The sequence below is a fragment of the Streptomyces ipomoeae 91-03 genome, from assembly GCF_000317595.1.
Lineage (GTDB): Bacteria > Actinomycetota > Actinomycetes > Streptomycetales > Streptomycetaceae > Streptomyces > Streptomyces ipomoeae.
Map to the genome: position 1 here is coordinate 1 of NZ_AEJC01000171.1, position 12903 is coordinate 12903.

A 12903-nucleotide genomic window follows, 5' to 3' on the forward strand; every position below is an offset into this window, starting at 1 on the left:
CCCATCAGGCGTTCTACGCGCGCTGCACCGTCCCGCGAGGTGCAGTCGACAGGGTCACTTGCCCTTCGCGGCTTCCTTGAGCTTGCTGCCCGCCGAGACCTTCACGCTGTAGCCGGCCGGGATCTGGATCGGGTCGCCGGTCTGCGGGTTGCGCGCGGTGCGAGCGGCACGGTGGGTGCGCTCGAAGGTCAGGAAGCCGGGGATGGTGACCTTCTCGTCGCCCTTGGCGACGATGTCGCCGACGACCTCGGCGAACGCGGCCAGCACGGCGTCGGCGTCCTTGCGGGTCACCTCGGCGCGGTCGGCCAGCGCGGCCACCAGCTCACTGCGGTTCATGTTGTTACTCCCGTGTTCTTCTTGCCGTTGAGGCGGACCCGGGTCCGTCGCCAGACCCAACGCCCAGGGACGCATCCTGCACTCACCTGCGGCGGTAAAGCCAATCCGGCACCCCTGGGAGTCACACGAACACTCTTGGGAGTCACACGGAAAGCGCCACAGACCTGGGGCTTCGCGGCCACCCTAGATGGCCGTACGAGCACGCCGACCCCGCGACGCGCCGGTAGGCGGGGCCGTGGCGACTATCACAGTCTGGGCACAGCCCGGCAAAATCGGCCCCGCTCAACACCATACGGCTCGTCGGTCCGGTCCCCGAACCCCGGGGGCCTTACGACCCGGCGGCGGCCTTGGCCGCCTCCCTCACGGCCCCCGCGACGGCCCCCGCGACCTTGTCGTTGAACACGCTCGGGATGATGTAGTTCGGGTTCAGCTCGTCGTCGGTGACGACGTTCGCGAGCGCGGTCGCCGCGGCGAGCATCATCTCGGTGTTGACCGTGCGGGACTGCGCGTCGAGGAGGCCGCGGAAGACGCCCGGGAAGACCAGCACGTTGTTGATCTGGTTCGGGAAGTCGGAGCGTCCGGTGGCCACGACGGCGGCCGTCTGCCGGGCGATCGCCGGGTCGACCTCGGGGTCGGGGTTCGCGAGCGCGAACACAATCGCGTTGTCGGCCATGGCGGCCACGTCATCACCGTCGAGGACGTTCGGGGCCGAGACGCCGATGAAGACGTCGGCCTCGCGCACGGCCTCCTTGAGCGTGCCGGTGAGGCCCTCGGGGTTGGTGTTGTCGGCGATCCAGCGCAGCGGCGAGTCGGGGGCGGCGTCGACCAGGTCGGCGCGGTCGCAGTGCACGACACCGTGGATGTCGGCGACGACGGCGTTCTTCACACCGGCGGCGATGAGCAGCTTCAGGATGGCCGTGCCGGCGGCGCCGGCACCGGACATGACGACGCGGATGTCCCCAATTCCCTTGCCCGCGACGCGAAGTGCGTTCGTGAGGGCGGCCAGTACGACGATGGCGGTGCCGTGCTGGTCGTCGTGGAAGACGGGGATGTCGAGGGCCTCGCGCAGCCGTGCCTCGATCTCGAAGCAGCGGGGCGCGGAGATGTCCTCCAGGTTGATGCCGGCGAAGCCGGGGGCAATGGCCTTGACGATCTCGACGATCGCGTCGGTGTCCTGGGTGTCCAGGCAGATCGGCCAGGCGTCGATGCCGGCGAACCGCTTGAAGAGGGCCGCCTTGCCCTCCATGACGGGCAGCGCGGCCTTGGGGCCGATGTTGCCGAGGCCCAGCACGGCGGAGCCGTCCGTCACGACCGCAACGGAGTTGCGTTTGATGGTGAGGCGGCGGGCGTCCTCGGGATTCTCGGCGATCGCCATGCAGACGCGGGCCACGCCCGGTGTGTAGACCATGGACAGGTCGTCACGGTTGCGGATGGGGTGCTTCGACGCCATCTCGATCTTGCCGCCGAGGTGCATCAGGAACGTACGGTCGGAGACCTTGCCGAGCGTGACGCCCTCGATCTGCCGCAGCTGCTCGACGATCTCGTCGGCGTGCGCGGTGGAGGTGGCGGCGATGGTGACGTCGATGCGGAGCTTCTCGTGGCCGGAAGCGGTCACGTCGAGGCCGGTCACCGAGCCTCCGTGGGACTCGACGGCCGTCGTGAGCTGGGAGACCGCGGTTCCGCTCGCGGGCACCTCCAGGCGGACCGTCATCGAGTAGGAGACGCTGGGCGCCGTTGCCATGGCCGACTTCCTCTGCTTTCAGCTACTGCCTTTGCTGCGTTTTGCCGTCCGATCGTCGCACCTACCGCCGAGTAGGCGTTAGCCCCGTTGGATTGCGAACGTTTTGTTCTCAACGAAAAGAGGTCCACGTCACAGTTGACGTGGACCTCTTCGCGTTCCCACTACGTTCAGTGGCACCGACCCGCCATGCTCGCCTCGCGGCAAGTGGTCGCTCGTAGCGACGAAGGTTGGGCCCGGGGGCTTGGATCGAGCCGGTGCCACACCAAGGCTAACAAACAGATCCCGTAAGGCCATTCCCGTAGCGCAAGTTGTTGTGCGACTCCGCCGCGCGGGCGTATGCGAGGCCGACGGGTGGGCGGGCCGGCTCAGTCGCGCAGCAGGTCGGGGACCCCGGCGGCGTCCGGGTCGTCCCGTTCCGCCGACACCACCGTCAGCTGTTGTGTCGCCCGGGTCAGTGCGACGTACAGCACACGCAGCCCCGCCGGGCTCTCGTCCGCGATCTCCGCCGGGGAGACGACCACTGTGGCGTCGTACTCCAGTCCCTTCGCCTCGAGGCTGCCGAGCGCGACGACGCGGTCGCCGAGCCCCGCCAGCCAGCGCGCCGCCTCCTCACGCCGGTTCATGGCGACGACGACACCGACCGTCCCGTCGACGAGGTCCAGCAGCCGCGCGGCCTCCGCTCGCACCGTGCGGGCCAGCGTGTCCCGTACGGCGGTCACGAACCGCGGCTCCACCCCCGTGGAACGGACCGCCGACGGCGCCTCGGACCCCGGCATGGCCAGCGCCAGCACCTTCGCCGCGAGTTCGGCGATCTCGGACGGGTTCCGGTAGTTGACGGTGAGGGTGAAGCGGCGGCGGGGGCGGGTGCCGAGGGCCTCGTCGCGGGCCTCGGCCGCCTCGTCGGGGTCCGACCAGGAGGACTGGGCGGGGTCACCGACGATCGTCCAGGTGGCGTGCCGGCCCCGCCGTCCCACCATCCGCCACTGCATCGGCGTCAGGTCCTGTGCCTCGTCGACGATGACGTGCGCGTACTCGGTCCGCTCCTGCGCCAGCCGCTCGGCCCGCTCCCGCTGGGTCTCCTCGCGTACGGGCATCAGTTCCTCCAGGCCCGTCAGCTGGTCCAACGGGTCGAACTCGCGCTTCTTCCGGGGCCGGGCGGGCAGGCCGAGGATCGCCTGGAGCTCGTCCAGCATGGCGACGTCGTGGACGGAGAGGCCGTCTCTCTTCAGGGAGCGCGCGACCCTCCGTACCTCCCCCTGGTTGAGGATCCGCCGCGCCCAGCGGCCCAGGCGTCGTTCGTCGGCCATGGCGGTGAGCACCCCGCGCGGGGTCAGCTCGGGCCACCAGGCGTCGAGGAACGTGATGAAGTCGTCCTCGCTCGTGATGTCCTCGTCGAAGGAGGAGCGCAGCTCGGCGGCGAGTTCGGGGTCGGTGTGCCGCCCGGCCGCGCCGGACCGCTCCCACAGGGCGTCCAGCAGGAGCTTGCGGGCGCGGGGCCGGAGCAGGTTCACCGGAGCCGTACCGCCGAGGGCGGCCTGGCGGATGCGGTCCAGTTCCGCGGTCTCCAGCTCCACCCGGCGGCCGAAGGCCACGACCCGGAGGCGGGTGGGCGCGTCGCCCAGCTCCAGGGCTCCCCGGGCGGCCTTCCGCAGCACCTTGAGCATGCGGTACGAGCCCTTGGCCCGGGCCACGGACGGGGAGTCGTACAGCGTGGCCTCGGCACCGCCCGTGTCTTCGGCGAGTGAGCCGATCGCGCGGATGGCGACCTGGCCCTCCTCGCCGAGGGACGGCAGCACGCCCTCGGTGTACGCGACCAGCAGCGGCGTCGGGGAGACGATCAGGATGCCGCCCGCGTACCGGCGCCGGTCCTGGTAGAGGAGGTACGCGGCGCGGTGCAGGGCGACGGCCGTCTTGCCGGTGCCGGGGCCACCCTCGACATAGGTCACGGAGGCGGCGGGGGCGCGGATGACGAGGTCCTGCTCGGCCTGGATGGAGGCGACGATGTCGCGCATGGTGTGGCTGCGGGCCTGGCCGAGGGCGGCCATGAGGGCGCCGTCGCCGATGGCGGGCAGTTCACTGCCGTCGAGATAGGCCGTCAGCTCGGGGCGCATCAGGTCGTCCTCGACGCCGAGCACCCGGCGGCCCTTGGAGCGGATGACCCGGCGGCGTACCACCCGGCCGGGGTCGACCGGGGTCGAGCGGTAGAAGGGGGCGGCGGCGGGGGCGCGCCAGTCGATGACCAGGGGGGAGTACTCGGAGTCGAGGACGCCGATGCGGCCGATGTGCAGGGTCTCGGCGATGTCGGCGGTGTTGTCCGGGCGGACGGCGCCCTCGGCCGGCTCGACGGCGGTGTACGCGCCGTCCGGACCCTTCTTCCCGTCCTTGCCGAGCAGCAGGTCGATCCGGCCGAAGAGGAAGTCCTCGAACTCGTTGTTCAGCCGGTTCAGATGGATGCCCGCGCGGAAGACCTGGGCGTCCCGTTCGGCGAGCGCGCCGGGGGTGCCGACCTGGCCGCGCTTGGCCGCGTCGTTCATCAGGAACTCCGCCTCGTGGATCTTCTCCTCGAGGCGCCGGTAGACCCGGTCCAGATGTTCCTGTTCCACGCCGATCTCCCGCTCACGCACGGAGTCGTGAGCGGTGTCGAGCGTTTCCTGCTGAACCTGAGCGGCCACCCGGGCCCCCTTCTGACGTGCTGGGCAGCCGTCCACCGTACGCGAAAAGGCCCCCGTCAGGCTATGCGCCCGACCGGGGTCCGTTCCTCGCTTGCCGTTACGAGCCGTGCGTCGGCCCATGCCTCGGCCTATGCCTTGACCTCGACGAGCTTCTTCCCGCTGAAGGTCAGGACCTCGAAGTGGTCGATCTCGTCCGGGGTGAAGGCGGCGCCGCCGTGGACGTAGAGGGGGTTCCTCGCCTCCTCGGTCTTGGCGTTCTTGATGCCGTAGCCCCAGTTCGGGACCGACCAGGAGGTGACCGTCTCACGCTCGCCGTTCTTGCCGACGGCGATCAGCGAGCACTTCTCCGGGCCCTTGACGTTCTTCAGCTCCAGGACGGCATGGGTGCCCCACTTCTTGCTCTCCATGGCGACCGTGGCGCTGACCTTGGTGGAAGAGTCCGTGGCGTCGACCTTGGTGGTCATATGCGTGAACGCTTCCTGGGCCGGGCCGGCGACGTCGTTGCCGCTGTCGTCCGATCCGCCCGTCGTCGCGAACACGGCCGTGGGACCGCCGACGATCAGGGCGACACCGGCCGCCAGCATGAAGAAGTTGCGCCTGCTCTTCTTCGCTCGATGCTGCACGACCTCGCCGACCAGCCGGTCCGAGAGCTTCGGACTCGGTTTGGCGGCCAGGGACTCGCCGATCGCGGGTGTGCCCTGTGCCGCGGGCAGATCCGCGAGGGCGGCCAGCATCGGTTCCATTCCGGCCAACTCGTCGAGCTGCTGGCCGCACCACTCGCATGTGGCGAGATGGGCCTCGAATTGTGTGGCCTCGGCGTCGTCCAGTATCCCGAGGGCGTACGCGCCGACGGTTTCGTGGATGTTGTCGCCGGAACCTTGGGCTCCTTGCACAGACCCGGGCATTCCCGGTCCATACCCCCCGTAGATGTTGCTCATGCCGTCACCCCGCGCTCCTCCAGAGCCAGTTTCATCGACCGCAGGGCGTAGAACACCCGGGAGCGGACGGTGCCACTGGGGATGCCAAGCGTCTCGGCCGCCTCATTGACCGTACGCCCTTTGAAATAGGTCTCGACCAGGACCTCCCTGTGAGCAGGGGTCAGGTCGTCCAGCGCGTCCGACAGTGTCATCAGCCACAACGCCTTGTCGATCTCGTCCTCCGCGGGGATGACCTCCAGCGGCGACGGGTCGACCTCCTGCGGCCGGGCCTGCCGGCTGCGGTGGCCGTCGATGACGATGCGGCGTGCGACCGTCACCAGCCAGGGGCGTACCGATCCGGTCGCTCGATTGAGCTGACCGGCGTTCTTCCAGGCCCTGATGAGAGTTTCCTGCACAACGTCCTCAGCGCGTTGGCGGTCGCCCGCGACCAGACGCAGTACGTACGCGAGCAAGGGTCCAGCGTGCTCGCGGTACAGCGCGCGCATCAGCTCCTCGTCCGGTTCTGAGGGCTGTGATGCGCGATGTCGGGCCCTGTGCGGGCGTTCATCGGCCACAGCGGAATCCTTGCGCACGGCTACCTCCGGTGTCCGGGGGTTCCCCCAGTCGGTCGCTCACATCGGGATACGTAGGTAATCAGTTGTGTGTTCAGAGTTGAGCCACAACTTTCTCGATCCAACTTGGGGAAGGTGGGGCAGCTGGGGGACAAGTGCTGCCATATCCACGCTTAAACCGGCACGCATGGACGGGAATTGTGAAGACGCCTGAGTCGCGGTGTGAAAAACAGCACTGCTGCTTCTTTACGTCAGCGGGCTGGTTGCCCAACTGCCAGGCGCCGCAAGGGAGATGGGCAAGAGGGGAGAAGCCGCGCGAGGTGAGCGATTCGGTTACGCGAGTCAACGGCCCGCGCGCGGCCGGCGCGGTGTGCGAGTGGGGGCGGGTGAGCCGGCGGCGCGAGCAGGTCAGGCGCGGGCGACGGCCGTTCGGCGGCGGTGCCGGGCGACGCGTTCGCGGTTGCCGCAGATCTCGCTGGAGCACCAGCGGCGGCGCCGGCCCCGGGACGTGTCGACGTACACGATGGGGCAGTTGTCACCGGCGCACTGCCGCAGGCTCGCACACGCCACCGGGTCCGTGAGCAACTCGACGGCGTCCCGGGCGATCACGGCGAGCAGGGCGGCGCAGTCGGGGGCGTGGTCCAAAGTGCGGGCGAGGGAGCCCTCGTCGGTACGGACGGCCCGGGGGGCGGGGGTCGCGGCGCGGGCGAGTTCGTTGATCCGGTTCAGGGAGATGTCGAAGACCGGCCTGGAGTTCCCGGACGCGGGCTTGAGGCCGGTCTTGGAGCCGGCCTTGGGCTTGGACTTGCACTCGGCACGGACCAACCGGGCGATGTGCCCGCGGAGTTCCCGGAAGCCGACGAGCCACTGCGCGGTGGCTTGATCGAGGGATGTACGTGCCGGAACCAACCCCGCACCGAGGATCCACGCGCACAACCGCCCCACCGAGTCGAGCCGTTCCTCGGGGTGGCTGGTCGCGAGGAGGTCCAGGCAGAGCCGCCCGCAGTCGAACCGCGGCTCGTACGAGGCTGTGCCTGCCGCCGTGGCCGTACCGGATGCCATGCGCCTGTCACCGCCCTGGGGTTACCGGTTACCGCACAAGGTGTTCGAGAGCTTCGTACCCCATACAGTGCCCGGCCGCACGTACCGACCGGAAGCCCTCCGGCCGACGGCGGACGAACCCGGGCCGCCCGCCCCGCTCCACGATGCGGGGCGGCCTCTTCCCGCTCCGGGCTCACGCGGCACGCGGTGGCCGTCGGTTGCCGAGGCGGAGCGGGAACCCGTCCCCGCGCGGGACCTCGATGGCCTGGACGGCCCGAACACCGGTCCGCGGACCGGACGTCCCGTCAGTCGTCGCCGTACTTGGCGTCCGCCGCCGGGTCCAGGGCCAGGCGGTAGCCGCGTTTGACGACCGTCTGGATCAGCTTCGGGGCGCCCAGGGCCGTGCGGAGGCGGGCCATGGCTGTTTCCACCGCGTGTTCGTCCCGGCCGGCGCCGGGGAGGGCCTTCAGGAGTTCCGAGCGGGGGACCACCCAGCCCGGACGACGGCCCAGGGCGCGGAGCAGGGACATGCCCGCCGGGGGGACGGGGCGCGGGGCGCCGTCCACCAGGACCGCGTGGCCCCGGATTTCCACCTGGTGGCCGGCGATGGGGAGGGTGCGGGCCCGGGCCGGGAGTTCCTGGCACAGGAGCTGGACCAGGGGGCCCAGGCGGAAGCGGTCCGGCTGGATCGTGTCGACGCCGTGGGACTGGAGGGGAATGGCTGTCACCGGGCCCACGCAGGCCGGGAGTACGTCGTGGTTCAGGGCGTTCAGGAACTCCGGGAGCAGGCCTCGGTCCTCCGCCCGGGACAGCAGGGACGCCGCAGCGGGGGCGCTCGTGAACGTCAGCGCGTCCAGGCCCCGGGTGACCGTGGCGTCCAGGAGGCGGTCCATGGGGGTGATGTCCTCCGGGGGCATCCAGCGGTAGACGGGGACCCCGACGACCTCCGCTCCGGCCGCTCGCAGGGACTCCACGAAGCCCGGGAGGGGTTCGCCGTGGAGTTGGACCGCGATGCGGCGGCCTTCCACGCCGTGCTCCAGGAGGCGGTCCAGGACCTCCGCCATGGATTCGGAGGACGGGGACCACTCCTCGGTCAGGCCGGCGGCCCGGATCGCGCCCTTCACCTTCGGGCCCCGGGCCAGGACCTCCACTCCCCGCAGTTTCTCCAACAGCGCCTCGCCCAGACCCCAGCCGTCGGCCGCCTCGACCCAGCCGCGGAAACCGATGGCCGTGGTCGCGACCACGATGTCGGGCGTCTGGTCCAGCAAGCCCTTGGTGGCGGCCAGCAGTTCGCTGTCGTCGGAGAGCGGCACGATGCGCAGGGCCGGGGCGTGGAGAACCGCGGCCCCGCGACGCTGGAGCAGCGCGCCGAGCTCGTCCGCCCGCCGTGCCGCTGTCACGCCCACGGTGAAGCCGGCCAGCGGGCCGTGCTCCGGCTCCGCCGATCGTCCGGCTCGTTCTGGTCGCTGCTGTTCCTCGTACATGGCTCTTGTCCCGCACTCGAGTCGTTGCACTGTCCGGTGACCCAGTTGGTGCACCTACATGCCGATCGAGCCTGTCAACGGCGCGTGACAGGCTCGGTTCGGCTTGATGTCGTCGGTGTTACGTCACATGTGGGATGCGTCGCGTCGCGTCACACTTCGGCGTAGCTGAGCTGCGGCTTCGTGTCCGTCGCGGCGGTGGACTGGGACTGCGCGGCGGCCGGACGGCGAAGGTATACGGCCCAGGTGACCGCGAAGCACGCGGCGTAGAAGGCGAGGAAGGCGACGAAGGCACCGGTGCCGGAGCCCACGCTGAGGAAGGACTGGCGGAAGGCGAGGTTGATGCCGAGTCCGCCGAGCGCGCCGACCGCGCCGATGAGGCCCATGGAGGCGCCGGAGAGGCGACGGCCGTACGCGGCGGCCTCCTCGCCCTCCAGGCCCTTGGCCAGGGCCTTCGCCTGGAAGATGCCCGGGATCATCTTGAACGTCGAGCCGTTGCCGAGGCCGCTGAGGACGAACAGGGCGATGAACGCGACGGTGAACAGCGGCAGCGACTTCTGCATGGACGCGATGACGATGACACCGGTGGCGGCGGCCATGGCGACGTAGTTCCACAGCGTGATCTTCGCGCCGCCGAAGCGGTCGGCGAGGGCGCCGCCCACGGGCCGGATCAGCGAGCCCAGCAGCGGGCCGATGAAGGTGACGTACGCGGACTGCAGCGGCGTACGGCCGAACTGGGTCTGAAGGACCAGGCCGAAGGCGAAGCTGTAGCCGATGAAGGAGCCGAAGGTGCCGATGTAGAGGAACGACATGATCCAGGTGTGGGCGTCCTTGACGGCTTCCTTGGCGGCGCCGGTGTCGTTCTTCAGGGACGCGATGTTGTCCATCTTGAGCGCGGCGAGCACGGCGGCGAGCACGATGAACGGGATGTAGATCCCGAGCAGGACCCGCGGGCCACCGCTGGCGCCGATGACGGCGAGGCCGATGAGCTGGACCACCGGGACGCCGATGTTGCCGCCGCCCGCGTTCAGGCCGAGCGCCCAGCCCTTCTTCCTGAGCGGGAAGAAGGCGTTGATGTTGGTCATGCTGGAGGCGAAGTTGCCGCCGCCGATACCGGCGAGCATGGCGCACACGAGGAATGTGTTGAACGACGTCCCCGGCTCCATCACGGTGAACGCCGCGACCGTCGGTACGAGCAGCAGGCTTGCCGAGATGATCGTCCAGTTCCGTCCGCCGAAGGCCGCCACGGCGAAGGTGTACGGAACGCGCACGACGGCACCGACCAGCGTGGCCATCGACACGATGAAGAACTTGTCGGCCGGGGTGAGCCCGTACTCGGGGCCCATGAACAGCACCATCACCGACCAGACGGTCCAGATGGAGAAGCCGATGTGCTCGGACAGGACCGAGAAGAACAGGTTGCGGCGAGCCACCTTCTCACCGGTCTCGTTCCAGAAGGCCTCGTCCTCCGGATCCCAGTGCTGGATCCAACGGCCTCCCCTGTTCGCAGCGGGGGCTGTGCTCGGGGCTGTCATGACGCCTCCACATTTCTCCGGGCTCGGGCTCGGGCTCTTACCAGGGGTGGTGAATGGGGTGATGACTCCTGAAGGTAGGCAGACCGCGTTTCCTGACTGTGGCACCGAATGACCGGAAAGGAACTTTGCTCTCACGCTCACAAGGAGCCGCCGGTGAGGAAGAACGGCCCGGGAAGGAGCGCGAGCCGCGTCGACACGCCGCTCCGCCGCGTGGGACGGGACGAGCCGCGAAGGGCCCGCGATTCCCCCGCCGGACTACGTCACCTACGGCGTCGGCACAGCTCAGACGACTGTAACGGCAACGCGCTCCCGTCCGGGAACAGCTGCCGGCAGGCCCGGAGCCGCGCCTTCCCCGGGGTGTGCGCGGCAGCACGCCCCCTCCGTCACGCGGGCTTCGGGGGTGCCCGCCCGCCGATGCGGGCGCGGTTCGTGCCGTCGTGGAGGGTGGAGAAAAATGACCGGCATCCAGCCCTCTGTGAGCCCGATCACCCGATCACCCGATCAACGGAAAACCGCCCACGGCTGAGGCGGAAACACCGTGGACGGTCTACGAGCGTGCAGGTCAGGGCTGCTGCAGGTCCTGTTACAGGTCCTGTCGCAGGTCTTGTCGCAGGTCTTGTCGCAAGCCCTGGTCGAGGCGGGCCTGGAGGCCGTCCAGGACCCAGTCGAGGCCGTAGCCGAAGTTGTCCACGAGGAGTTCGTTCGAGCGGCTGCCCTCCTGGGCGGAGTAGCGCCGACGGAGGTGGGGGTAGTCGCGGGTGGCCTGTTCGATGGCCGGCCAGACCTTGCGCGTCCAGTCCTCCTGGCTCTGCCCGCTGCGGGCGAGCATCGTCAGCCAGGCCGCCTCGCTGGTGGTCATGCCCATCACGTACGCGAAAAGAATCCGCACCACGTGGTCGGCCTGCTCCAGGTCGAAGCCCGCCTCCTCCAGCATGGCGAGCATGCTCTCCGTCAGCCGCATCGAGTTCGGGCCGAGGGACACCCCCACCTCGCCCAGCATCGGGGCGATCCAGGGGTGGCGCAGGATCGTCGAGCGAATGCTGTGCGCGCAGCGGGTGGCGGCGGCCCGCCAGTCCCGCGCGGCGTCCGGGCCGGGTACCTCCATCTCGCCGTAGACATGGTCCACGACCAGTTCGATCAGCTCGTCCTTGCTCGCCACGTGCGAGTACATCGAGGTCGCCCCCGCGTTCAGCCGGGTGCCGAGGCGGCGCATGCTCAGCGCGGCGGCGCCCTCCTCGTCGAGCAGTCCGACCGCCTCGGCCACGATGGCGTCCCGGCTCAGCGTGGGTTGCTCCCGCTTCTGACGGCGCGGGCGGGTCCAGACGGACTGGATCACCGGGTTCTCGGACATGCGGCCTCCTTGTTCTTCTTCGTTCTTCTTCGTTCTTCTTCGGCTTCAGGGCAGCGGGCCGCTCAAACGACGTGCGGGGATGCGCACAGTGTACGCCGACCGCGTGCCGCTCCGGAGGCGCATGACGTTCGGGCGACGTGCGGACGCGGCGGTCCAGGAGATCGAGTACAAGGCTCGCTGGAGTGGCTGCGCATCGCCCTCGGGGAGAAGTAGAGGCAACAGCAGCAGAGCCGGCTTCGGGTACGGGGCTGTCTTCGTCGGCTCCGTGACCGGATGGGGTGCGGTGGGGCGCGTTCTGGTCGGGGGCGCGCGAAAAGAGGGGTCGGCGCACTGTGCCACCCCCTCGCCGGGAGCGCTCCCGACTCGACGGCCCCTCGGCCGGGGCCGGGCGGGAGCGCCGCTTCAGGTGCCGGCCTGGCCGTCCATGCCCGCCTCCGGGGCCGTCGGGTCGGTGGTCGCGCCGAGTCTCAGCTGCTCCGTGATCTGCACGAAGGCCGCCCTGAGGTGTTCGGGGATGCCGAGGGCGGTCGCCGCCTGTTCGGCGGAGAGGGACTGGTCCCCCGGAGGCGGGCCGGCCACGGGGGGTGCCGGGGCCTGGGGCAGGTCCTCCTCGGTCAGCTTGCCGGAGCGGATCAGGACCTCCCGTACGGGAATCCCCAGAGCCCGGGACAGGCCGCGCATCGTCTCCAGGTCGGGCATGCTCTGGCGTTGCAGCAGCCGGGTGATGGCCGCCCGGTGCACCCCCGCGTCTTCGGCCAGCTTGGTCTTGCCGCCGCCACGCGGGCTGTCGATGTCGTACCCACGCGCCCGCATCGCGCCTTCTATCCAGGCCGCGAACTCGTCGATGTGTTCGGCATCGCTCTTCATGTGTGAACGCTCCCCTCAGCTCACCCCCACTTTAACGCTCGTGCGCACGCGAACTATGCAGTTGCGCGCACGCACGAGTAAAGGTTCAGTGAGGGCTTTCCGTCAATCCGGACTTGTTTTGACCCCTATGGACAGGGCGGTCGGGCCTCGATCCGGGGGCGTCTCGGGTCTGTCCGACTTCACCTCCGGGTCACCTTCGGGCTCATCGGCTTTCGCCCCGCGGTCACCTTCGGACTCGATCCGGCTTCGACTCGGGACCACCTTCGGTTCGTCCGACTTCAGCCCGGGGCCGACTGCGGGCCGCGACCCATCCCGGCCCACCACCCCTGCCCAGCTTTGGCCGATTCTCAGCACAACCCCCTTCCGGTCGCCCGATCCGATGACCCATCT

The 12903-nt window shown here is 69.8% G+C and carries 10 protein-coding genes; all 10 read right to left on the minus strand.

Features of this window, described 5'->3' with window-relative positions:
- Positions 1–54: 54 nt before the first annotated feature.
- Positions 55–336 carry an HU family DNA-binding protein gene (locus STRIP9103_RS11075; protein WP_005486790.1) on the minus strand — a complete coding sequence of 94 codons (282 nt, stop codon included), beginning with the start codon at positions 334–336 and terminating at the stop codon, positions 55–57.
- Positions 337–664: 328 nt separating this feature from the next.
- Positions 665–2077 (minus strand): NAD-dependent malic enzyme, encoded by a 1413-nt coding sequence (locus tag STRIP9103_RS11080; RefSeq protein WP_009308128.1) that lies wholly within the window; start codon positions 2075–2077, stop codon positions 665–667.
- Positions 2078–2442: 365 nt separating this feature from the next.
- Positions 2443–4749 carry a HelD family protein gene (locus STRIP9103_RS11085; protein ID WP_009308171.1) on the minus strand — a complete coding sequence of 769 codons (2307 nt, stop codon included), beginning with the start codon at positions 4747–4749 and terminating at the stop codon, positions 2443–2445.
- A gap of 128 nt (positions 4750–4877) precedes the next feature.
- Positions 4878–5654 carry an anti-sigma factor family protein gene (locus STRIP9103_RS11090; RefSeq protein WP_181800396.1) on the minus strand — a complete coding sequence of 259 codons (777 nt, stop codon included), beginning with the start codon at positions 5652–5654 and terminating at the stop codon, positions 4878–4880.
- Positions 5655–5683: 29 nt separating this feature from the next.
- A complete protein-coding gene (locus tag STRIP9103_RS11095) occupies positions 5684–6259 on the minus strand; it encodes a sigma-70 family RNA polymerase sigma factor (protein ID WP_013003188.1) in 576 nt (191 codons plus the stop codon).
- Between the two features lie 387 nt (positions 6260–6646).
- The gene (locus STRIP9103_RS11100) at positions 6647–7300 is read right to left on the minus strand and encodes a CGNR zinc finger domain-containing protein (protein ID WP_009308151.1); all 654 of its coding nucleotides are present in this window, start codon (positions 7298–7300) and stop codon (positions 6647–6649) included.
- Positions 7301–7584: 284 nt separating this feature from the next.
- Positions 7585–8763, minus strand: coding sequence for a uroporphyrinogen-III synthase (locus STRIP9103_RS11105; protein ID WP_009308164.1), 1179 nt, complete (start codon positions 8761–8763; stop codon positions 7585–7587).
- A 149-nt stretch (positions 8764–8912) separates the two neighbouring features.
- Positions 8913–10295 (minus strand): nitrate/nitrite transporter, encoded by a 1383-nt coding sequence (locus tag STRIP9103_RS11110; RefSeq protein ID WP_009308165.1) that lies wholly within the window; start codon positions 10293–10295, stop codon positions 8913–8915.
- Positions 10296–10878: 583 nt separating this feature from the next.
- Positions 10879–11646, minus strand: coding sequence for a TetR/AcrR family transcriptional regulator (locus STRIP9103_RS11115; protein WP_009308161.1), 768 nt, complete (start codon positions 11644–11646; stop codon positions 10879–10881).
- Between the two features lie 402 nt (positions 11647–12048).
- Complete coding sequence (locus STRIP9103_RS11120; protein WP_009308141.1) at positions 12049–12513, minus strand: helix-turn-helix domain-containing protein; 465 nt, start codon at positions 12511–12513, stop codon at positions 12049–12051.
- Between the last annotated feature and the right edge of the window lie 390 nt (positions 12514–12903).